Annotated in this window: 19 protein-coding genes; 10 read left to right on the forward strand and 9 right to left on the reverse strand. The window is 70.1% G+C overall.

Annotated features, from left to right (window positions below; genetic code table 11):
* Nucleotides 1-13 precede the first annotated feature (13 nt).
* The 3 genes from DS843_RS24165 to glf form a co-directional block, all read right to left on the reverse strand.
* Complete coding sequence (locus DS843_RS24165; protein WP_149471386.1) at nucleotides 14-1,780, reverse strand: ABC transporter ATP-binding protein; 1,767 nt, start codon at nucleotides 1,778-1,780, stop codon at nucleotides 14-16.
* Nucleotides 1,777-2,940: a beta-galactosidase gene (locus DS843_RS24170; protein ID WP_149471387.1), complete on the reverse strand. Its 1,164-nt coding sequence runs from the start codon at nucleotides 2,938-2,940 to the stop codon at nucleotides 1,777-1,779. The genes DS843_RS24165 and DS843_RS24170 overlap by 4 nt, the downstream gene beginning before the upstream one ends.
* A 228-nt stretch (nucleotides 2,941-3,168) precedes the next feature.
* Nucleotides 3,169-5,484, reverse strand: coding sequence for a UDP-galactopyranose mutase (glf, locus tag DS843_RS24175; protein ID WP_149471388.1), 2,316 nt, complete (start codon nucleotides 5,482-5,484; stop codon nucleotides 3,169-3,171).
* A 562-nt stretch (nucleotides 5,485-6,046) separates the two neighbouring features.
* Between glf and DS843_RS24180 the strand changes: the two genes are divergently transcribed.
* Nucleotides 6,047-6,439 carry a ribbon-helix-helix domain-containing protein gene (locus tag DS843_RS24180; RefSeq protein WP_149471389.1) on the forward strand — a complete coding sequence of 131 codons (393 nt, stop codon included), beginning with the start codon at nucleotides 6,047-6,049 and terminating at the stop codon, nucleotides 6,437-6,439.
* An 84-nt stretch (nucleotides 6,440-6,523) separates the two neighbouring features.
* On the opposite strand, the gene DS843_RS24185 is transcribed toward DS843_RS24180, so the two are convergent.
* The 3 genes from DS843_RS24185 to DS843_RS24195 form a co-directional block, all read right to left on the reverse strand.
* The gene (locus DS843_RS24185; protein WP_149471390.1) at nucleotides 6,524-8,095 is read right to left on the reverse strand and encodes a GMC family oxidoreductase; all 1,572 of its coding nucleotides are present in this window, start codon (nucleotides 8,093-8,095) and stop codon (nucleotides 6,524-6,526) included.
* A 28-nt stretch (nucleotides 8,096-8,123) separates the two neighbouring features.
* Nucleotides 8,124-8,642: a twin-arginine translocation signal domain-containing protein gene (locus DS843_RS24190; RefSeq protein WP_149471391.1), complete on the reverse strand. Its 519-nt coding sequence runs from the start codon at nucleotides 8,640-8,642 to the stop codon at nucleotides 8,124-8,126.
* A gap of 104 nt (nucleotides 8,643-8,746) precedes the next feature.
* Nucleotides 8,747-9,142 (reverse strand): VOC family protein, encoded by a 396-nt coding sequence (locus DS843_RS24195; RefSeq protein WP_094306072.1) that lies wholly within the window; start codon nucleotides 9,140-9,142, stop codon nucleotides 8,747-8,749.
* 192 nt (nucleotides 9,143-9,334) lie between these two features.
* Here DS843_RS24195 and DS843_RS24200 point away from each other — a divergent pair, with 192 nt between their 5' ends.
* The 7 genes from DS843_RS24200 to DS843_RS24225 all read left to right on the forward strand — a co-directional run bounded on the left by DS843_RS24200 (nucleotide 9,335) and on the right by DS843_RS24225 (nucleotide 16,421).
* Entirely contained in the window at nucleotides 9,335-9,721 is a 387-nt protein-coding gene (locus DS843_RS24200; RefSeq protein WP_149471392.1) for a hypothetical protein, read from the forward strand.
* A 102-nt stretch (nucleotides 9,722-9,823) separates the two neighbouring features.
* The gene (locus tag DS843_RS24205) at nucleotides 9,824-10,723 is read left to right on the forward strand and encodes an MBL fold metallo-hydrolase (protein ID WP_149471393.1); all 900 of its coding nucleotides are present in this window, start codon (nucleotides 9,824-9,826) and stop codon (nucleotides 10,721-10,723) included.
* Nucleotides 10,724-10,830: 107 nt separating this feature from the next.
* Nucleotides 10,831-11,373, forward strand: coding sequence for an ankyrin repeat domain-containing protein (locus tag DS843_RS24210; protein WP_149471394.1), 543 nt, complete (start codon nucleotides 10,831-10,833; stop codon nucleotides 11,371-11,373).
* Nucleotides 11,374-11,499: 126 nt separating this feature from the next.
* The gene (locus DS843_RS24215; protein WP_149471395.1) at nucleotides 11,500-14,163 is read left to right on the forward strand and encodes a tetratricopeptide repeat protein; all 2,664 of its coding nucleotides are present in this window, start codon (nucleotides 11,500-11,502) and stop codon (nucleotides 14,161-14,163) included.
* The gene (locus DS843_RS24220; protein ID WP_149471396.1) at nucleotides 14,160-15,272 is read left to right on the forward strand and encodes a glycosyltransferase family 9 protein; all 1,113 of its coding nucleotides are present in this window, start codon (nucleotides 14,160-14,162) and stop codon (nucleotides 15,270-15,272) included. Before DS843_RS24215 ends, DS843_RS24220 begins: the two co-directional genes overlap by 4 nt.
* Nucleotides 15,273-15,490: 218 nt before the next feature.
* Nucleotides 15,491-15,616: a hypothetical protein gene (locus DS843_RS31900; protein ID WP_286192292.1), complete on the forward strand. Its 126-nt coding sequence runs from the start codon at nucleotides 15,491-15,493 to the stop codon at nucleotides 15,614-15,616.
* A gap of 103 nt (nucleotides 15,617-15,719) precedes the next feature.
* Nucleotides 15,720-16,421 (forward strand): SDR family oxidoreductase, encoded by a 702-nt coding sequence (locus DS843_RS24225; RefSeq protein WP_149471397.1) that lies wholly within the window; start codon nucleotides 15,720-15,722, stop codon nucleotides 16,419-16,421.
* Between the two features lie 78 nt (nucleotides 16,422-16,499).
* On the opposite strand, the gene dctP is transcribed toward DS843_RS24225, so the two are convergent.
* The 3 genes from dctP to DS843_RS24240 all read right to left on the reverse strand — a co-directional run bounded on the left by dctP (nucleotide 16,500) and on the right by DS843_RS24240 (nucleotide 19,839).
* Nucleotides 16,500-17,492 (reverse strand): TRAP transporter substrate-binding protein DctP, encoded by a 993-nt coding sequence (gene dctP / locus DS843_RS24230; protein ID WP_286192293.1) that lies wholly within the window; start codon nucleotides 17,490-17,492, stop codon nucleotides 16,500-16,502.
* A 173-nt stretch (nucleotides 17,493-17,665) separates the two neighbouring features.
* A complete protein-coding gene (locus tag DS843_RS24235) occupies nucleotides 17,666-18,808 on the reverse strand; it encodes an MFS transporter (RefSeq protein WP_167525446.1) in 1,143 nt (380 codons plus the stop codon).
* Between the two features lie 140 nt (nucleotides 18,809-18,948).
* Nucleotides 18,949-19,839 (reverse strand): HpcH/HpaI aldolase/citrate lyase family protein, encoded by an 891-nt coding sequence (locus DS843_RS24240; RefSeq protein WP_149471400.1) that lies wholly within the window; start codon nucleotides 19,837-19,839, stop codon nucleotides 18,949-18,951.
* 135 nt (nucleotides 19,840-19,974) lie between these two features.
* Between DS843_RS24240 and DS843_RS24245 the strand changes: the two genes are divergently transcribed.
* Nucleotides 19,975-20,472, forward strand: a complete 498-nt coding sequence (locus DS843_RS24245) for a MaoC family dehydratase (RefSeq protein WP_149471401.1) — start codon at nucleotides 19,975-19,977, stop codon at nucleotides 20,470-20,472.
* Nucleotides 20,473-20,507: 35 nt separating this feature from the next.
* Nucleotides 20,508-21,914 carry an MmgE/PrpD family protein gene (locus DS843_RS24250; RefSeq protein WP_149471402.1) on the forward strand — a complete coding sequence of 469 codons (1,407 nt, stop codon included), beginning with the start codon at nucleotides 20,508-20,510 and terminating at the stop codon, nucleotides 21,912-21,914.
* Nucleotides 21,915-21,934 lie beyond the last annotated feature (20 nt).

Raw genomic sequence — 21,934 nt, forward strand, 5'->3', positions numbered from 1 at the left:
CCCCGTCCCTTGGCTAATCCGCCGCGAATCCCTGCGCCTGGAGCTGCCACAGGGAGTTGAACAGACCGCCGCGCCGCCGCAACTCGGAGGGATGGCCGTCCTCCGCGATGCGCCCGTCCACCAGAACCAGCACCCGGTCGAAGGCCGACACCGTGGACAGCCGGTGCGCCACCGCGACCACCGTCCGCCCCTGGGCCAGATCGGCCAGCGCCGCCTGGATCTCCTGCTCCGACTGGGTGTCGAGCGCGGAGGTCGCCTCGTCCAGGATCAGGATCGGCGCGTTCTTCAGGAAGGCGCGGGCGATGCCCAGCCGTTGCCGCTGCCCGCCCGACAGCCGCACGCCCCGCTCGCCCACCATCGTGCCGTAGCCCTCCGGCAATTGCCGGATGAAGCCGTCGCAGAAGGCGTGGCGGGCGGCCTCGAACACCTCCTCGTCGCTGGCGTCGGGGCGGCCGTAGCGGATGTTCTCCAGGATCGGGCGGTGGAACAGCGCGATGTCCTGCGGGACCACGGCGATCTTGGCCCGCAGGTCGTCCTGGGCGAGCGCGGTCAGCGGCTGGCCGTCGATGAGAATGTCGCCGCGCTGCACGTCGTCCAGCCGCTGGATCAGACTGATGATGGTGGATTTGCCTGCCCCCGACGGCCCGACCAGCCCGACCTTCTGCCCCGCCGGGATGATCAGGCTGAAATCCTCCAGCACCCCGCGCCCTTCAGGATAGCGGAAGGACACGGCGTCGAAGGCGATGGCGCCGCCGCCCGGCACGGCGGGTTGGGCCGGCACGGGGTCCAGCACGTCGTGCGGGCGGGCGATCACCCGCAGGCTCTCGTCGATGGCGCTGACCTGCTGGGTGGCGGTGACCAGCGCGAAGGCGAGATCGCGGGAGCCGTGCAGGATGCGGAAGGTCAGCGCGCTGACGATCACCACGTCGCCGGTCGTGATCGTCCCGTCCCGCCACAGCAGCAGCGCCCACAGCAGCATCGACCCGGCCATCACCCACAGGCAGATGTCGTGGACGACGCGGGTCTTCTCCAGATGCATCCAGCTTCGGCGGTGCGCCCCGGCCTCCACCGTGAAGGACCGCCGGAGGCGCTCGCGCTCCCGTCCGCGGGCGGAGAAGGCCTTCACCGTCCAGACGTTGGACACCACGTCCACCAGCTCGCCGTTGGTGCGGGCGGACTGTTCGGCGAAGGCGTGGTGCACCGCCCGGCCGCGCAACCCCAGCCCGACGATGGCGAAGGCGACCACCAGGGCGAACAGCACCAGCGCCGCCGCCATGCCCCAATGGATGGTCAGCAGCACCAGCACCGCCCCCAGGAAGTCGGTGACCGGCGGGACGATGTTCCAGGTCAGGGTGCGGAAGATGGTGGTGGCCGCGTGCTCGGTGGCGGCGATGCGGTTGCCCAGCGATCCGGCCAGATGCGTCGAGAAGTAGCGCATCGAATGGCCGGTCAGGTGCTGGAACAGGTCGAGCCTCATGTCCACGCCGGTCGCCAGCACGGTCCGGCAGCCGAGCCAGCCGCCCAGCCGCCACAGCACGTTCTCCGCCGCGATGAAGCCCAGGAACAGGCCGAGCGGCGTCCAGACGTCCGCCGCCGCCCGGTCGGGGGAGGCCATGGCGTCGATCAGCAGCTTCATCCCGTACTGGACGGCGACCGCGCAGCCGGCGGCCGCCACGATCACCGAGAACAGCCCGCCGAAGGACCAGGGCCGCCGCCGGATGTAACGCAGCAGGAAACGGCCCGGACGGTCCGGGATGGCGTCCGTGTCGGAGCCGCTCATTGAGCCGCCTGGAATTCCGGCTGCCCGAATTCCCGTTGGCCGAGCAGGGCACCGATGCGGGCCTGCCCGCGCTTCAGGGCGGCGGCCAGCGGCTGGTGGAGGCAACGCCCGCCGTTTTCGTCGCACAGGCCGTAGAGACCGGTCTCGCAATGGCGATCGTTGGTCCAGCCGGGATAGTCGAGAATCGGGTAGAGGCAGAGTCCCTCCACCGGCACGCCGGCGCGCAGAGCCGTCACCACCTGCTCCGTCACATAGTCGAGCCAGGGCGCGCGGGCATCGCCCTCGGCCCCGGTTTCCGCCACCAGCACCGGGCGCCCGTAGCGCTCGTGCACCGCCCCCAGGATGTCGGCGAAGGGGCGGTAGCGCGGGTCGTCCCGCCCGATGGTGCCGCCCTTCAGGAACCACTGGTTGTCGGAATAGTAGTTGACCCCGATCACGTCCAGATACTCCGGCTTGCCGCCCAGCCCCGGCCAGGCATAGCCGCCGATCATGTCCCACGCCTCGTATTGGGCCAGCCGGGCGGCCTCGGCGGCTCCGGCGTCGCCCTTGCGGTCGGGGCGGGGCAGGACGTGGATGACCGGATCGACCTGCACGATGCGGGCGCGCGGATCGGCGGCGCGGATCGCGTCGATGGCCGCGATGCTGGCGCGGACAAGCTGATGCTTGAGTTCGAACCCGCGCCGCTCGGCCATCGGGTTGAAGCGCTTCATGTCGCCGCCGGCCCAGGCCCAGAAGGAGATTTCGTTGACCGGGCAGTAGGCGGGCGCCTCCACGCCCTCATCCCGCAGCAAGGCCGCGGTGGCTCCGGCGAAGCGGGCGAAGCGCTCCACAAAGGCGGGGCGCCAAATGTCGATGTCGTCCGGCCAGCCGTAGTGGCAGAGGTCCCAGATGACCTGGACCCCGGCTTCCCGCGCCGCCCGGACCATGGGGAGCAGGCTGGACCAGTCGTACCGGCCCGGCGCGGTCTCGATCCGGTGCCAGCGCACGCCGTCGCGCACGGTGCGCAGCCCATGGGCGGCCATGCGCCGGTAGTCCTCGGCGGCCAGCCGGTCGTGACCGGTCGCCGCGATCAGGTCCAGCCGGCGCCCGTCGTGCCGCCGGTGCGTCGAGCACTCGAAGCCGCCGAGGAAGACGCTGTCGAACAGGGTGGGGATGTGCATAGGGGTGCTCTGTGTTTTTGGGGCGTTTGGGATGTGCGGAGTCTTGCCCCCTCCCTAACCCTCCCCCCGCTCTCGGCGGACCGAAGGTCCGCCTGCCGCGTCAGCGCAAACCAAAGGTTTGCGCGAGAGCTTCGCAGGGGAGGGGATAACTCCCTCCCTTGCCGAAGGCGGGGGAGGGAAGGGGCCCACGAAGTGGGAAGGGTGGGGGCAAGTGCGATGACGCTCCCGCTAATCCCCCATCCCCGCGACCCGCACCTCCCGCTCCGCACCCAGCGAGCCGAAGGCCCGCGCAGCGGCGGCCAGACCGCGGCTCTGCTGCTCCTCCTTCTCGATGCGGGCGTAGACCGCCAGCGCCTGCGCCACCACCTGATCCATGTTGTAGTAGCGGTAGGTGCCCAGCCTGCCCAGGAAGATCACGTCCGGCGTGCCGTCCGCCAGCGCCTGGTACTTGCGGAACAGCTCCTGGTTCTCCGGGCGGGGGATCGGATAGTAGGGATCGCCCTGCGCGGACGGGTATTCGTAGGTGATGCTGGTCTTCGGATGCCGCTGCCCGGTCAGGTGCTTGTACTCGGTGACGCGGGTGTAGGGCACCCCCTCCGACGGTTCGTTTACCACGGCGACGGGCTGGAACCACTCCCGGTCCACCGTCTCGTGCCGGAAAGACAGGGAGCGGTAGGGCAGCTTGCCGAAGCGGTGGCCGAAATACTCGTCGATGGGGCCGGTGAAGACGATGCGGTCATAGGCGATCTCGTCCCGCACGTCGTCGAAATCGGTGTTCAGCATCACCTTGATGTTCGGGTGGTCGAGCATGCTCTCGAACATCCGCGTGTAGCCGTGCAGCGGCATCGCCTGGAAGCTGTCGGCGAAGTAGCGGTCGTCGTCGTTGGTCCGCGTCGGCACGCGGGCGGTGACGGCCTTGTCCAACTGCGACGGGTCCAGGCCCCACTGCTTGCGGGTGTAGCCGCGGAAGAATTTTTCGTACAGCTCCCGTCCGACCGCGCCGACCACCACGTCCTCCGACGTGCGGATGTCGGCCACCGGCTCGGACCGGCTCTTCAGGAAGGCGGCGACGCCGGCCTCGTCCAAGTCCAGGCCGTAGAGCCGGTTGACGGTGGTGCGGTTGATCGGAATGGGGACGAGTTGCTCGTCCACCCGCGCCAGCACCCGGTGCTCGTAGGGGCGCCACTTGGTGAAGCGGGACAGATAGTCCGCCACCTGCTGCGAATTGGTGTGGAAGATGTGCGGGCCGTAGCGGTGGATCAGCACGCCCGCGTCGTCGTAATGGTCGTAGGCGTTGCCGCCGATGTGCGGGCGCCGGTCGATCAGCAGGACGCGCTTGTTCAGCCCCGCCGCCAGACGTTCCGCCAGCACGCTGCCGGCGAAGCCCGCCCCGACGATCAGGTAATCGAAGCCGGACCTGCGGCCCGCCGCGCGCCCGTTGACGTGCTTGGCCGGATACCCGACCGGATGAATCGCCGGTGCCGGGCGATGGGCCGGAGGTGCGGCGCGCCCGCGCTGGCGGGCCTGATCCATCAGCGCCTTCATGCGGCCCTGGGTCTTGTCCCAGGACATGTCGCGCAGGACATGGTCCGCGGTGGCGCGCAGCCGATCCGGGTCCGCGGCGTCGGCCAGGGCGGCCTCGACGGCGGCGACGAAATCCTCGGGAGCGTCGGCGATGCGCACGACGCCGCTGCCGCCGTAGCCGCGCACCACGTCGGTGATGGAGGTGGAGACGACCGGGCGCCCGGCGGCGAGATACTCCGGCGTCTTGGTCGGGCTGATGAAGCGGGTGGACTCGTTGCGCGCGAAGGGCATCAGGGCGACGTCCCAGCCCGCCAGATAATGGGGCAGGTCGTCGTAGCTCTTCGGGCCGAGATAGTGGATGTTCGGGCGGCGGGGCAGGTCGGCCGGGTCGATCTTCACCACCGGGCCGACCAGCACGAACTGCCAGTCCGGCCGCGCCGCGGCGGCGGCGTCCAGCAGGGCGATGTCCAGCCGCTCGTCGATGACGCCGTAGAAGCCCAAGCGCGGGTGCGGGATGGCCGTCTGGTCGGCGGGTTCCTCCGCGATGCCGCGGGCGGCGGCGAAATGGGCGACGTCCACGCTGCTGGGAAAGGCGTGCGCGTTGGGATGCAGGCCGCGCTTGGCCTCGTACAGGCTGACGCCGCCGGTGAACACCACATCGGCCCGCGCCAGCAATTGCCGCTCGCGCTCGATCAGTTCCGGAGGCGCGCCGTGGAAGGCCGACAGCTCGTCCATGCAGTCGTAGACCACCAGCGCCCCGCGCAGATGGCCGGACAGGCCGAGGCTCATCGGTGTGTAGTACCAGAGGATCGGATCGGTCACGCCCTCCTCCGCCAGATGGCGGTCGAGCAGTTGGCGCTGCGCGGTTTCGGACTCCTGGCCATCCATGCCGGCGGGAAGGCGGGGGACCAGGACATGGACGCCCTCATCCTCGCGCACGTCCAGCCAGGGCTCCGGCGTGTCGTTGTGGATCGGCTCCTCGACGAACAGAACGCGGTGGTCGCGCGCGAACCGCGACATAAGATGTTGGGGGCGCTGATAAACAAAGCTCCAACGCAGGTGTGAAAAGCAGATCAGGGTTTGCCGGGGATGATCGGTGCTCGTGGAGCGTGGAGAGTCGGCGGTCTGGCTGGTTCTTTTTCGGTTTCTGCCGATAGGGAACTGATGTTGGCCGGCCCAACTCATGCTTCCGTCCTCTCTTCAGTGATGCTGCCGGGAGTTCGCCACGAATACATTGGATTTTTGCGGCGCAGCGGATTGACGTCGTAAACCGGAAACCAATAACGGGGTCATGCAGGGCGGGTTCCGTGACAGAAATGCGCTGCGCAAACGGTTCCCCGATTTCTCATGGCTAGTTCTTTTGCGGCGGGTTGGCCGTGGTAAGCGCTTCTTTCAGCGGGCGGGGGTGGTATCAAGGGAAGACTTGGCGTCGCCGAGCCTTTTCCGCGCACCCGTATTTGCCAATCAATACTACGATGTCTTCAACCCAGAGAGGTGGCAGTCCCGGTAATTTGATGCGCCATGCTGATTTTCAGTGCATAGTGCAGTCAAGGAGCCGGGGCAGTCTGGAAGGAGACAAGGGATGTGCCGAATTTTCGCCGGTCAGGACCCTGAACGCTTCCGCATGGTAACCCGGCGGGTTCGCCTTAGCGGTCATTCGACGAGCGTCTGCCTGGAGGCGGCCTTCTGGGGCACGCTGGAGGAAATCGCGGCGATGCAGGGTGTGTCGCTTGGGCGCTTCCTGTCAAAGTTGCACGATGAAGTCTTGGCGCGCGGGGTGGAGCGGCGCAACTTTGCCGGCCTGCTGCGCTGCGCCTGCCTGACCTATGCCCAGGAGGTCAAAGGCCACCGCCCCTGCGTGGAAGAGCTTGAGCGGGAGGCGCGCACCGATTTTGCCGCGGTGGCCGCCGCCGCCCTTCCGGCGGGAATTCCGGCCTCGGTGGCGGCCCCTGAAAAAGAACGCGAGACGGTGTGAGAGCAAAAGAAGGCCCCCCTCCTCCGTCCGGAAGAGAGGGGCTGATGAGAAACCGTTATCCCGAATACTGGGACAGGGCAGCGATCAGATCGCGTTCTTTGCCATCTGGCCGGCGATGTAGTCGGCCTGACGCAGCGCCAGCGCCACGATGGTCAGGGTCGGGTTCTCCGCCCCGCCGGTGGTGAACTGCGAGCCGTCGGACACGAACAGGTTCGCCACGTCGTGGGTCTGTCCCCACTTGTTCACCACGCCGTCGCGGGCATTCCCGCTCATCCGGTTGGTGCCCAGATTGTGGGTGGAGGGGTAGGGCGGCGTCGGGAACGTCCGGGTCGCACCCACGGATTCATACAGCGCCATGCCCTGCCGGTAGGCGTGCCGGCGCATGGCGGCGTCGTTGGGATGATCGTCGAAATGGACGTTCGGGACGGGCATCCCGTACTTGTCCTTCTTGTCGGCGTGCAGGGTGACGCGGTTGCTCTCCTGCGGCATGTCCTCCCCCACCAGCCACATGCCGGCCATATGGTCGTAGCCGTCGAGCGCGGAGGTGAATTCCCGCCCCCAGGCGCCGGGATCGAGGAAGGCCGCCATGAAGGGCAGGCCGAGCGACAAGGTTTCGATCTCGTACCCGCCGACGAAGCCGCGGTCGGGCTTGTTCTTCGCCTCGTCGCGGATGATCCCGGCCATGGTGGTTCCGCGGTGCATGCGCACCGGCTTCTCGAACACGCCGTAGACCGAGCCGGTCATGTGCCGCATGTAGTTCCGCCCCACCTGGCCGGAGGAGTTGGCGAGCCCGTCGGGGAACATGGAGGACGCGGAGTTCAGAAGCAGCCGGGGGCTTTCGATGGAGTTGCCGGCCACCGCGACGATGCGGGCCTTCTGGCGCTGGATCGCCCCGTCCTTGTCGGCGTAGACGACGCCGGTCACCTTGCCCTTCGCGTCATGTTCGATCTTCAGCACCTGGGCGTTGGCGCGGACCTCCAGCTTTCCGGTTTCCTCGCCCTTGGGAATCTCGGCGATCAGGGTGGACCATTTCGCCCCCGATTTGCAGCCCTGGAAGCAGAAGCCGATCTGCTGGCAGGCCCCCCTCCCGTCGCGGGGTTCGGAATTGATCGCCATGTTGCCGGTGTGGCACTCCGTGTAGCCCATCTTGTCGGCGCCGGCCTTCAGGACCTTGAAGTTGTTGTTGCCGGGCAGGCCGGGGATGCCGTTGGTGCGGGTGACGCCCATGCGGTCCTCCGCCATGGCGTACCAGGGCTCCAACTCCTCCAGCGTGATCGGCCAGTCCAGCAGGTTGGCGCCCGCGACCTCGCCGTAGGTGGTGAGGGTCTTGAACTCGTGCGGCTGGAAGCGCAGCGCGGCACCCGCCCAATGCACCGTGGAGCCGCCGACCGCCTTGACGATCCAGGCCGGCAGGCCCGGGAAGTCCCGCGCCACCCGCCAGCTTCCCGAGGTGGTGCGCGGGTCGAGCCAGGAGATCTGGGCGAAGCTTGCCCATTCGTCGTTCTGGAAATCCTCCATGTTGTGGCGTCCGCCGGCTTCCAGGATCACCGTCCTGATGCCCTTCAGCGCCAGTTGCGTGCCGAGCGTGCCGCCGCCCGCCCCGGAGCCCACGATCACCACGACGCCGTCGTCGTTCAGGTCGAATTTCGCTGCCATGGCTGAAGCATCCTTCCTGAGACGGTGGTCAGAGCCACTCGATGTCGTTGAATCCGCGGTCGATGTAGCCGCCCTTGGACGCGCTCTCGCCCTCGTAGCCGAAGAGGGGCCAGACCTCCTGGTTGTTGTAGAGGCCGGTCACCAGCCCGCCGCGCACCGCCTGGAAGAAGGGATCGTTCTCGATCTCGTGCAGCAGGCGGACCCGGTCGGCCTCCCAGCCGATGTCGGCGTAGGGCGCGTCGTGCTTGGCCTTGGCCAGCCGGTCGAGCTTCGCCATGCCGGCCTCGTACAGATCCTTCAAGGCGGCGTCGGCGGCGGCCTTCTCGTCCTGCGCCTTCATGGCGACGGCGTAGAAGCGGTCGGCCAGCCGGTCGTGCGGGTAGATGTCGCGCGACACCCGGATCAGCGAGCGCATGGTGTCCGGCGCCAGCGCCTTGGTCTCATAGCCCCAGGCTTCCCGCGGGCAGAGGATCGCCCCGCCCGACACCAGGATGGCGGCCGCCGTGGCGGCGGTGGCCGAGGCCGCCAGGAAGGCGCGCCGGTCCATGGTGGGTTTTGGGGCGGGCTTTGAGGCTGGGTTCGTCGAAGAAGGCATCGCTTCCTCCCATGACCATTATGATTCTTGATGATTCTTGTTTCGGGGTGGCCGCGTCAGCGGTAGCGGCCATGGCGCTGGAGGACCTCGATCTTGTAGCCGTCGGGGTCCTGGACGAAAAAGAAGCGGGCCATGAGCGCGCCGTCCCGCGCGAACTCCTTGATCGGGTTGGGGCCGTAGCCGAGCGCGGTGAAGCGCCGGTGCTCCCCGTCCAGATCGTCCACGCAGACGGCCAGATGGCCGTAGCCGTCGCCATGGGCGTAGGGTTCGGTGCGTCCGTGGTTGATGGTCAGCTCGATCTCGAAGTCGTTCTCGGCGTTGCGCAGATAGACCAGGGTGAAGCCGTCGAAGGCGTAGCGGTCGGCGCATTCCAGGCCGAACGCGCGGGCGTAGAAGTCCCGCGACCGCTCCTCGTCGAGGACCCGGATCATCATGTGGATGGCCTTGGCCATGGGGGCTGGCTCCGTTCCGGTGGGTGGCTCCAGCCTGAATGCTAGTCATGCTGATTGTTGGCGTGGCAGTAAGTATCTACTACAGGCCGGACGCGGAGGGGGTAGCCCGGACAGTGGTACTCTTCCCGTCTTTCGGGGGCACCCCGCGCGCCGCGATGGCGTATCCTGCGGCTCCCGGAAATGGAGGTTCCCGTGCGACACACGACTGGCCGAATCCTCGCCGCCGCTCTTCTCGCGACGCTGGCGGCCATGACGGCGACAACGGCGGCTCAGGCCGCTCCCCCCGCGTCGGACTGGCGCGGCTGGCTGTCCGGCAAGACGGACGGGCTGCGCGACGGGGCGGAGCGCGCGATCATCCTGGGCGGCGCCCTGCTGTATCAGAACCGGCACACGGCGGCGGGGCTGACGCTCGGTTGCTTGGCCGGTGGGGCGGTGGGGGCGACGGGAGCCGTCGCGGCGGGTGCTGCGACCGGTGGGGCGGCCCTGCCGGCGACCGGCCCGGCGACGGCGCTGGGCTGCGCGCTGGGCGCCGCCGCCGGAGCGGCGATGGGGCGCCCGCTCGATCATCCGATGGAATAGTCCCCTGCGCTCCGTGACGGGGAACCATCGCAGGCACCCTCAGTTTGCCTACGAATGGTGAGCGGGCACGCCCCTCACCGGTCGCAGCAAGGAGGATGGGGCATGGCGCGGCAGATCCCTCTCGATTCCGCGGGGCGTGCCGACGATCCGGGGCGGGACCGGGCGCGCGACGACGGCACCCATGAGATCGCTCCCGATCTGGCCTACCGCCGCCTCGCCATCGTCAATGTGGTCTTCGTCGGCGCGCCCGGAGCGGGCGACCGGCAGTGGGTGCTGATCGACGCCGGGGTCATGGGCACGGCGGGCCTCATCGCCAAGGCCGCGGAGGAACGGTTCGGGCCGGCCTCGCGCCCTGCGGCCATCGTCATGACCCACGGGCATTTCGATCATGTCGGCGCTCTGGAGGAACTGGCGGACCGTTGGGAGGCGCCGGTCTACGCCCATGGCCTGGAGCATCCCTATCTCGACGGCAGCGCCTCCTACCCGCCGCCCGATCCATCGGTGGGCGGCGGCCTGATGTCCCTGATGGCGCCCCTCTATCCCCGTGGGCCGGTGGACGTGAAGCGCTGGCTGCGCGGCCTTCCGGAGGATGGCGGCGTGCCGGGGATGCCCGGATGGCGCTGGCTCGCGACGCCGGGGCACAGCCCGGGTCACGTCTCCTTCTGGCGCGAGGCGGACCGGACCGTCATCGCGGGCGACGCCTTCATCACGACGCGTCAGGAATCGGCCTACGCCGTGGCCGTCCAGGACCCGGAGATGCACGGCCCACCCATGTACTACACGACGGATTGGGAAAAGGCGCGGGAGTCGGTGGCGCTTCTGGCGGGGCTCGAACCCGAACTTGCGGTGACGGGGCATGGTCCCGCCATGCGGGGGGCCGGGATGCGGGCGGCGCTCCACGACCTCGCCCGCGACTTCGACCGGATCGCCGTGCCGGAGCAGGGGAAATACGTCCGGAATCCCGCAAGGGCCGAGGACGGCAGCGCCTATCGGCAACCGTGAACGGTCCCTCCGGTTGCTGAAGACGCGCCGGAGGGGGTGGCGCAACAAAGCGGCATGGCGGCTGTTTCACCGGTTTGAGCCGAAGCCTTGACCGGGGGAGCGCCGCCATGGGTGCGCAGGGGGAACCGCAACGGGAACCACGCCCGGAGCTGGACGAGGACACCATCGCCTTCGCCGGGAAGCTGTTCCATTGGGCGCGGAGCGGCGGCACCGCCGAGCTGACGGAACTGCTGGAGATGGGCCTGCCGCCCAACCTGCGGAACGACAAGGGCGACAGCCTGCTGATGCTGGCCAGCTACCACGGCCATGCGGAGCTTGCCCGCGCCCTGATGCGCCATGGCGCCGATCCGGAGCTGGCGAACGATCGGGGCCAGACGCCCCTGGCCGCCGCCGCCTTCAAGGGGGACGGCGCGGTCCTGCGCGTTCTGCTGGAGGAGGGGGCGGCGGTGGACGGCTGCGGGCCGGACGGGCGGACGGCGCTGATGACCGCCGCCATGTTCGACCGGGTGGAGATGGTGGACTTCCTGCTCGCCAGCGGCGCCGACCCCGGCGCGCGGGACACGCGCGGCCTGACCGCCCGCGAGGCGGCGCTCGCCATGGGCGCCGCGAACGCCGCCGCCCGGTTGGGGGCCGGCGGGGAAGCCGCCTGAACCGGTCTCCGGTGGGGCGGACCCGTATTTCCCCGGTGCGACCGACGCATCCGTACCCGCGGCGGCGCGGGCGCGCTACACTGCGCGTCCCGAACCCCCGCCCGCGGGCCAGACACACGGACCGTCATGAGCGCCAGCCGCGACCTTTCCCCCTCCAGACTTCAGGAGACGCTGGCGCAGGCCGTCGTCCATCACCAGAACGGACGGCTGGCGGAGGCGCGTCCCCTCTATGAGCGGGTTCTGCGTCAAGCGCCGGACCAGAGCGACGCGCTGCATCTGCTGGGCCTTCTGAAGGCGCAGACCGGTGAGCCGGACGCCGGGATCGCGCTGATCCGCAAGGCCGTGGCGAAGGACGGCCGGCAGCCGGTCTTCCGCCTCAACCTGGGCCGCGTGCTGGAAGCGGTCGGGCTCTGGGCGGAGGCCGCGGACGCCTACGGCCACGCCGCCCGCCTCGCCCCGCTGGACCCCGGTCACCACCGGCTGGAGGCCAATGCCCAGACCAAGCTGGGACGGACGGAGGACGCGGCCCGCGCTTTCCGCCGCCTGCTGGCCCTGGCGCCGGAGGATGGGGAGGCCGCCAACGCGCTGGCCGACGCCCTGTACGACCTGGGGCGGCCCGGCCCGGCGGCGGATTGGTACGGACGGGCGCTGGCGCTCGGCCCCGGTCAGGTGCTCGCCGCCTACAACCAGGGGGCCGCGCTGCGCGACGCGGGGCGTCCGAGCGATGCGCTCGCCGCCTTCCGCCGGGCCGCCGGGCTGGCGCCGCTGCTGGTCCAGGCGCTGGAGCAGGTGGCCGGGCTGTCCCACGCGCTGGGCGACGGGGCGGGAACGGCGGAGGCGGGGCGACGTCTGATGGCGCTGGAGCCCGGCCACGCCGAAGGAGCGAAGATTCTGGGCGCGGCGCTGGCCGCCGTCGGACCCTGGCTGGAGGGGGCGGCGTGGCTGGAGCGGGCGTCGGTCCTGGCCCCGGCGCCCGACGCCCTGCTGGTGCTCGGCAACCTGTGGCAGGAGCGGGGGCATCCCGCGGAGGCCCCGCGCTGCTACCGACGCGCGCTGGCGCTGGCCCCGGATTCGGCGCAGGCGCTGACCGGGCTGGGCATGGCGCTGTCCGCCCTGGGACGGATGGAGGCGGCGGCGACCGCCGCCCGGCGCGCCGTCTTCATGGTGCCGGAGGAGGCGGGCCACGCCCTGAACGCCGGGTCTGTCCTCCACCGGGCGAAGCGCGGGGAGGAGGCGCGGGCCTGGTTCCGGCGCGCCGTGGCCTTGCAGCCCGACGGGGCCGCCGGCTGGACCAACCTCGGCACCCACGCCATCGAGGCCGGCGCCTTCGACGAGGCGGTCACGCTGCTGCGCCGGGCGCTGGCCCTGCGCGCGGCGGAGCGGGAGGCGTTGGCAAGCTCCAACCTCGGCGTCGCGCTGATGGCGCTGGGCCGCCATGGCGAGGCGGTGGCCGCCCTGCGCGCCGCCCTGGACCGCGCGCCGGAGGATGCGGAGGTGCGGTCCAACCTGCTGTTCTGCCTGTGCTTCGACGAGGCGGCGGACCTCGGCGCGGTGTTCGCGGAGCATCGGCGCTTCGAACAGGCGGTGATGCCGGTGCCGCCCGCCGCCCCGCGCTTTGCCCAGCATTTCGCCCAGCATTTCGGTGACACGGACCGCGACCCGGACCGCCGCCTGCGCGTCGGCTACCTGTCCCCGGATTTCCAGCGCTATCCGGGGCCGGGCTATCACTTCCTGCTGCCGCTGATCGAACGCCACGACCGGGCGGCGGTGGAGGTCACCTGCTATTACGCCGACCTGCCGAAGGACGCCGCGACGGCCCGCTTCGCGGCGCTGGCCGACCGCTGGCGCGACGTCGCCGCCATGCCGGACGGGGAGCTGGAACGCCTGATCCGCGCGGACGGGATCGACGTGCTGGTGGACTGCGGCGGGCACATGTCGCGCAACCGCATGCCGCTGTTCATCCGCCGCCCGGCGCCGGTCCAGGTCAGCCTGCCGCTCTACCCGAACACGACGGGTCTGACGGCGATGGACTACCAGTTCTCCGACCATCGCTTCGCCGCGGAGAGCGCCGACGCCCTTCATACGGAAAAGCTGATCCGCCTGCCGGGAAGCGTGCTCTGCTACCGCCCCGCGGAGTCCGCCGTCGCACCTCCCGCCCGCCCGCCGGTGGAGACGGCGGGGGTGTTCACCTTCGGCTCCTTCAACAACCTGACGAAGCTGAACGGCTCCACCCTGGCGCTGTGGGCGCGGGTGCTGGCGGCGGTGCCCGGCGCGCGGCTGATGCTGAAATGGCGGGGGCTGTCGGGTGGCGGGGTGGCGCGGCGGGTGCTGGACGCCTTCGCCGCCCATGGGGTGGAGGAATCGCGGCTGCTGCTGCGCGGCACGACCCCGGACCCTTATGAGGACTATGTGCGGCTGGACTGCGCGCTGGACCCCGTTTTTGCCAACGGCGGGACGACCACCTGCGACGCGCTGTGGATGGGGGTTCCCATGCTGTCCCTGGCGGGGGAGGCGATGATTTCCCGCTGGGGTGCCACCATGCTGGGCAGCGTCGGGCTGGACGCGCTGCTGGTGGAGCGGGAGGAGGATTATCTGTCGCTCGCCGTCCGGCTGGCCACCGACCGCGCCTTTCTGGAGGCGCAACGCGCCGGGCTGCGGGAGAGGATGGCACGCTCCCCCTTGATGGACGAGGCGGGCTACACTGCGGCGGTCGAGGCCGGCTACCGCATGGCGTGGCGGCGCTGGTGCGCCGGTCTGCCGCCCGCCCGCATCGACATGAGCGCGGCATGACGGACGCCGTGTTCGACCTTTCATCCGCTCGGCGCATCCTGGTGGTGAAGCTGGACGAGGTGGGGGACTTCGTGCTCGCCACGCCCTTCCTGCGCGGGCTGCGGGCCTCGGTTCCGCAAGCGCGCATCCTGCTGGCGGTGCGCCCCGCCGTGGCCGACCTCGCCGCGACCTGCCCGTATGTGGATGCGGTGGTGGCGCCGCACCCGAAGCCGGACGGCGGCATCGACCTGCGCGCCGTCACGCCGGGCGCCGCCGCGTCCTTCGCGGAGGCGTTCCGGGCCGGTTTCGACCTGACGCTGGTGCCGCGCTACGACTTCGACCGGCATGGCGCCACGGCGTTGGCCGCGAACAGCCGCGCCCGCGCCGTCCTGGGCTTCTCGGAGACGGTCACCCCCTGGAAGGCGTCGGGAAACGCGGGCTTCGACCGCGCCTACACCCACCCGCTGAGGCCCCCGCCGGGCCGCCACGAGGTGGAGCAGACCCTCGCCCTGCTGCGCTTCGCGGGCGGCGTTCCGGACGATGCCGGGGTGGAGGTGCACCTGACGGCGGAGGACCGGGCGGAGGCCGCCCGCCTGCTGTCCGGCGCGGCGGGGGAGCGCGTGATCGCCGTGGCGCCGGGCGCCGCCGCCTCGCGCCGCGAATACCCGCCGGACCGGCTGGCGGCGGTGGTCGCCATGGTGGCCGGAGCGCTCGGCGCGCGGGTGGCGGTTCTCGGCACCGAACCGGAGCGGGGGGCCGCCGCCCTCATCGCCGCGGCCTTGCCGGGGCGGGTGACCGACCTCACCGGGCGGACCGGGCTGCGTCCGGCGGCGGCGGTGATCGAGCGGACGGCGGGGCTGATCGCCATGGATTCCGGTCCGGCCCATCTGGGAGCCGCCGTGGGCGTGCCGGTCGCCGTCTTCTCCTGCCATCCGGAGGGCGGAAACCCGAACCACTACCACGCGCCGGAGCGATTCCGCCCCTGGAGCCCGCGGGCGCTGGTGCTGCGGCCCGCCGGGGCATCGCCGCCCTGCCCGGCGGAAAGCTGCACGGCGGCCGAGGCGCACTGCATCGCGTCGATCCCTCCGGATCGGGCGGCGTCGCAAATCCTTGAACTGTTCAGCCGGTAAAGGCCCCCGTTCGACCGCACCCTCCCATCCCTGTGGCAGCCAAGCAACCTTTGGCGGTGCCGGGATGACGAAACCCAGCAAAAACGCCGCTTTCCGTTGTGTGGCGGGCCTGCATCACCCCCCGATATTTTGCGATATGGAAACCACGCCCCTGGCACGAACGGCCCGACAAACCGTATCTTATTCGCACTGCAACATCGGTCGGTTCGTGAGGGAACATGAAGTCGTTCTTGTCCTCGCTTCAGCGGGATTGGGCGTCCTGGAGCCCGGTCGAGCGCGTCGTCGCAGTCGGCTTCGTCACGGTGGCGCCGGTCGCTTCGGTGGCCTTTCTCCTCACCCTCTGACCGCACCCTCTCTGACCGCCGGCTTCCCTCGCCCGTCCATCCGGTGCGATACAGGAGGGGAAGGAACGGAGGAACCGTTCCGGCAGGAGAGGGATGAAGAACCATGGGCGATAAGGTTGCCATCATCACCGCGGGCGGCAGCGGCATGGGGGCCGCGGCGGCGCGGCGTCTGGCGGCGGACGGCTTCAAGGTCGCGGTGCTGTCCTCCTCGGGCAAGGGCGAGGCCCTGGCGGAGGAGCTGGGCGGGATCGGCGTGACCGGATCGAACCAGTCCGCCGAGGATCTGGAGCGTCTGGTGAACCGGACGATGGAGCGGTGGGGCCGCATCGACGCGCTGGTGAACAGCGCCGGCCACGGTCCCCGCAAGCCTCTGCTGGAGCTGACCGACGAGGACTGGCACAAGGGGATCGAGGTCTATTTCCTGAACGTGGTCCGCGCGGTGCGGTTGGTGACCCCGGTGATGGTGCGCCAAAAGGGCGGGTCGATCGTCAACATCTCCACCGCCTGGGCCTTCGAGCCGAGCCCGATGTTCCCGACCTCCGCCGTCGCGCGGGCCGGGCTGGCCTCCTTCACCAAGCTGTTCGCGGACCAGTACGCCGCCGACAATGTGCGGATGAACAACGTGCTGCCCGGCTGGATCGACAGCCTTCCGGCGACCGAGGAACGGCGCCGGGGCGTGCCGATGGGCCGCTACGGCAAAAGCGAGGAGATCGCGGCGACCGTCGCCTTCCTCGCCTCCGACGGGGCCGGCTACATCACCGGGCAGAACATCCGGGTGGACGGCGGCCTGTCCCGGTCCGTGTGAGCGGATTTTGAAAAGAACGGCGCGGGCGGGGTCCGGACCGGACCGCCGCCCGCGCCGCAGGGCGAAGCGGGGGACGCTTCAGCTCTTGTTGCCGACGATGCTCTGATACTGCTTCCAGATTTCCGGATAGCGCCGGACATACTCCTGGTTCACCTTCGTGGCGATCTCGCGGAACTTCGCCCGCTCGGTCTCCGGAGCCACGGCCAGCCGTCCGCCCTGGGCGATCATCTGGTCCATGGTCTTCTTGTCGGCGTCGATGGCGCGCTGCCACTGCTTGGCGACGATCTCGTTGGTGGTCGTCTCCACCACCTGCCGCAGGTCGTCGGGCAGGCCCTTCATCCACTTGTCGTCCACCAGGACCGAATAGGTCAGCAGGCTCATGCCCGGCACCAGGGAGGCCACCTTGGCGGCGTTCGTGCCGACCATCTCCCAGCCGCCGGCGGAGGTGTAGATTCCGTCGATGGCCCCCTGCATCAGGGCCGCCGCCATTTCGGAGGCGGGCATGGACACCGGGCTGGCCCCGAACTCGCGCATCAGCGATTGCAGGACGCGCCCGCCGGTCAGGCGGACCTTGCTGCCCTTCAGGTCGCCGATGGAGTCGACCTCCTTGTCCTTGAACAGGAAGATCAGGTCGGCGGTCCGCATCAGCCCCATGACGCGGATGCCCTTGTCGGCCACCAGCCCGGAGAGCAGCTTGGCGACCTCCTTGGCGGTTTCCGGCTTGGACATGGCCTCGTCGGTGACGGCGAAGGGCAGGTTCACCACGCCGTATTGCGGCGCGATGCTCTCAAGCTGCACGCTGACCGGCCAGACCATGTGCACGGCGCCGGAACCCAGCGCGGCGACGGCGTCCTTGTCCTTGTAGAGGGTGCCGGAATGGAAGACCTTCGGCTTGATGCGGCCCTGCGAGCGCTCCTCGATCATGGCCGCATACTCGTCCATCATCTTGGCGGTCCAGTGCGACGTCGCGATCTCGTCCGTCATCACCATTTCGATCGGCGCCGCCGTCTGCGCCCGGACCTGCTCCGGCGCTCCGGCGGCCAACCCGGCCACCGTCAACCCGATCAGCACCGTCCTTGCCACAAACGGTTTGAATCGTGACGGATCGAACATTGGCATCCCTCCCATGGCTGCGTTCGGACGCTTCTGGCCCGCTTGTCCGAACGATCATAGGGCAAAACAATGGGCGATGCCAACATTATTGTACGGACAACTCTACGCGATAGGGCCTATCACCTCCGACGTCACGCCGTCCGGCGCGACCACCACAGAACCGACGCCGCCCCGGCCAGCGGAAAGGCGGTCATCAGGGCGAAGGTCTCGCCGTAGCTGCCGACGCTGTTGAACAGGGTGGCGAACAGCGCCGGCCCGACGACCACGCCGGAGAAGGTGAACATCAACGCCCCGCCCGTCGCCGTGCTGGCCGTTCCCGGCGGGGCGACCCGCGCCACTTCCGCCAGGAACACGCCGTTCCAGCCGATGGCCGCCGTGCCGAACACCGTCAGGATGGCGAGCACCGCGGGCACCGGCCAGCTTGGCGCCAGGGTGGCGGTGGCGAGGGCGGCGGCGGCGGACAGGACCCCGATCCCGCCCAGGACGGCCACGCCGGAGCGCAGCCGGTCGGCCAACAGGCCCCAGCCGATGCGCGCCGCCGCCCCCGCCGCCTGCATCACCGACACGGCGAGACCGGCGGAGACGATGGACCAGTCCAGGTCATGGACCAGCATGTTCACCGTGAAGGCCATCAGCGAGAGCTGGATCGCCGAGAAGCAGAAGCCCATCAGCGCGAAGCCGCGCAGCGCCGGAACCCGCCAGACCAGCCGCGGCCCTTCCATCAGGTTGCCGCGGATCGGCAGGCCGGGGCTGCGGTCGTCGTCCCACATCCGGCGCCCCGGCGTGTAGATGACCAGCAGCAGCGCGAACATCCCGGCCACCGCCACCGCCGCCCCGCGCCATCCCGCCATTTCCCCGATTCCCGGCAGCAGCAGCCCGGCCAGCACGCCGGCCAGCGGCACGCCCGTCTGCTTCAGCGAGAAGACGAGGTTGCGCCGGGCCGGCGGGGTGAAGCGGTTCAGCAGGTGGGAGGAGGAGGGGTTGACCAGCCCATAACCGATGCCGATCAGCACCGACGCCAACGCGGCGACCCACAGCAGGCCGGTGGCGATGCCCAGGCACCCCACCATCCCCAGGGCCATGGCCAGGATGCCCACCGACCCGGCCCCCCAGCGCCGCACCACCAGCCCGGCGAAGGCCGAGACGAAGGCGGCGGCCCCATAGATGACGCTGATCTGGTAGCCGACCGCCTCCGACCCCACCCCCAGCGAGGCCGCGGCCAGCGGGGCCACGGTCGCCAGGGTCAGGACGGACAGGGTGGCGACGGTCTGCACGCTGGTGACTTCCGCCAATAAGAGCGGGAACGGGGCGGGCGGTGTTTCTTGCGTGGGCATGGGAGTCCGGACAAGTGGCGGGGGCGCGGCGCTGATGGGCAGGCGGTTGGACGGGCGATCCTGGGCAGGCGATTCCGGGCCTACAGCATTCCGGCGCGCCGGGCCAATGCCAGGATGCGATGGGACCCCTGCACCAGCGGGCGTTCGACCAGTTTGCCGTCCAGCGTGCAGACGCCGCCGCCCGCGGCCTCGAAGGCGGCGAGGACCCGCCCGGCCTGGACGACCGCCTCCGGCGACGGGGTGTAGGCGTCGTGGATGGCGGCGATCTGCTTGGGGTGGATGGCCGAACGCGCGGTGAAGCCATGCAGGACGCTGCGCGCCAGTTCCCGCCGGTAGCCCTCCTCGTCGTCCAGCGCGATCCAGGGCATGTCCAGCGCGTCCAGACCGAAGCGGGATGCTGCGTGCACGACGCGGCTGCGGGCGAACAGCAGCGGCTCCCACTCCAGCGGCACGCGCAGCTCCCCCGACAGGTCGGCCCCGCCGAACATCAGGAAGGACAGGCGGGGGGAGGCCGCGGCGATCGCCATGACGTTCTCCAGGCCGGCGGCGCTCTCGATCAGCGCGCCGAGCGTGCCGGGGAGGCCCTGCTCGTCCAGAAGGCCGGCGGCCAGCCGCACATCCTCCGCCCCGTCCACCTTCGGCAGCAGGATGCCCGCCCAGCCCGGCGCCCCGCCGTCCGTCAGGGCCAGTATGTCCAAGAGGCCGGTGCGGCTGCGCAATGAATTGGTCCGAACGAAAACCGCCGGGCCGGACTCCGTCGGGCGTTCGCGCAGGAAGGCGCAGACGGCGGCGCGGGCGCCGTCCTTGTCGGCGGGGGCCACCGCGTCCTCCAGATCGATGATCACCGCGTCGGCACCCGCCGCCAGCGCCTTGGCGAAACGATCCGGGCGGGCGCCGGGAACGAACAGGTAGGAACGGTGGGCGGAGGCCGGTGCGGGGGCCGGAGCGGGGGATTGCGGATTGTTGGCCATGAAAACGCTTTCCAAGGTTGGAGGGGCGTGTTATTTGTACGTACAACATGCTATCACAGACTTGGATCATGTCACCCTGAAATGATCCGGTCCACCGCCGATCCCCTTCGATCCGCAGACAAGAGATGCCCGCCCATGCCTGACATTCTGGAACCGCGGACCATCGTCGCCGACCTGGGCCGCTACCTCGAGGACTTCACCGTCGGCGACGTCTACGAACACCGCCCCGGCCGGACGATCACCGAAGCGGACAACATCCAGTTCAGCCTGCTGACGATGAACCGCCACCCCATGCACTGCGACCACGCCTTCGCCGAAAAGTCGGAGTTCGGCAAGCCGCTGGTCAACAGCGGGCTGACGCTGGCCATCGTGCTGGGCATGACGGTGGACGACGTCTCCTACAAGTCCGTCGCCAATCTCGGCTGGAAGGAGATCAAGCTGGTCGCCCCGGTCTTCCCCGGCGACACGGTCTACGCGCGCTCCAAGGTGCTGGACGTGCGCGAATCCAGGAAGCGTCCGACCCAGGGCATCGTGACCACCTACACCGAGGGCTACAAGGCTGACGGCACGGTCTTCCTGACCTTCGAACGGGCCAGCCTCGTGCCCAAGCGGGGTCACGGCATCGGCGACTGATCCGGACAATTCGAGAAGAACAAAAGGGAGGACCCATGCCCGCCACCGATCCCACGACGGAATCCATTGCCGCCACGTTGGCCGCCTTCGTCGCCGATACCCCCGACGACGCCATCCCGGAAGAGGTCCGCAGCCGCGCGCCGCACCACATGCTGGACGCGGTCGGCATCGCGCTCGCCTCGACCCGCTACGACTTCGCCCACAAGACGCTGACCGCCCTGCGCGGGCTGGCGGGGGAGGGGCCGGTGCCGGTGATCGGCATGCCCGCCTCGCTGCCCGCCCGCGACGCGGCGACGGTCAACGGGCTGCTCTGCCACGGTCTCGACTACGACGACACGCACATCGGCGGCGTCATCCACCCGACCGCCAGCGTGCTTCCCGCCGTTCTGTCGGCGGCGGCGATGACCGGTGCGGACGGGCGGTCGGTGGTCAGCGCCTATGTGCTGGGGGTGGAGGCGGCGGCCCGGCTCGGCTCGGTGGCTCGCGGCGGCTTCCACCAGGTGGGCTTCCACCCCACGGGCATGATCGGCGTGTTCGGCTGTGCGCTGGCCGCGGGGCGGCTGCTCGGCCTGACCCGCGCGCAACTGGCCGCCGCCCAGGGCATCGCCCTGTCGATGGCGAGCGGCAGCCTGGAATTCCTGGAGGACGGCGCCTGGAACAAGCGGCTGCATCCCGGCTGGGCGGCGGCGGCGGGCATCACCGCGGCGGCGCTGGCCCGCGAGGGCTTCGTCGGCGTCACCCGCCCCTACGAGGGCCGCTTCGGCCTGTTCAACGCCTATCTCGGCAAGGAGGCCGGGCGCGCCGAGCTTGGCATCGCCACCGCCGGCCTCGGCGAGACGTGGGAGTTGATGGCGACGGCGATCAAGCCCTATCCGGCCTGCCACTTCACCCACGCCTGCGTGGACGCGGCACTGGCCTTGCGCCGGGACGGGCTGGACGTCGCCCGCATCCGCCGGATCGAGGCGCTGGTCCCCGAACAGGTCGTCAAGACCGTCTGCGAGCCGGAGGCCAACAAGAAGCGCCCCGCCAACTCCTACGACGCGCAGTTCAGCGTGCCCTTCCTGGTCGCCGCCGCGCTGGTACGCGGGCGCCTGACCCTGGCGGAGTTGGAGAACGACGCGCTGGGCGACGCGGCGATCCTCGACGTGGCGTCGAAGGTGTCCTACCGCCACGACCCGGACTCGCCCTTCCCGAAGGCCTATTCGGGCGAGCTGGTCGTCACGCTCGACGACGGGCGGGAGCTGCGCCACCGCGAGCACATCAACCGCGGCGCCGCCGACCGCCCGCTGTCCAACGCCGACATCGTGGACAAGTACCGCGGCAACGCCGCCATGGCCGTCCACGAGACCGCCGCCTCCCGCATCGAGGACGCCGTCCTCGGCCTCGACCAAGCCCCGCGCGCGGCGGACTCCCTGTCCGTCCTGTCGCCGTCCGTCCGCTGACCATCCTATCCGGGGAAGCT

Origin of the sequence: Roseomonas genomospecies 6 (genome assembly GCF_008365375.1) — a bacterium.
GTDB lineage: Bacteria > Pseudomonadota > Alphaproteobacteria > Azospirillales > Azospirillaceae > Azospirillum.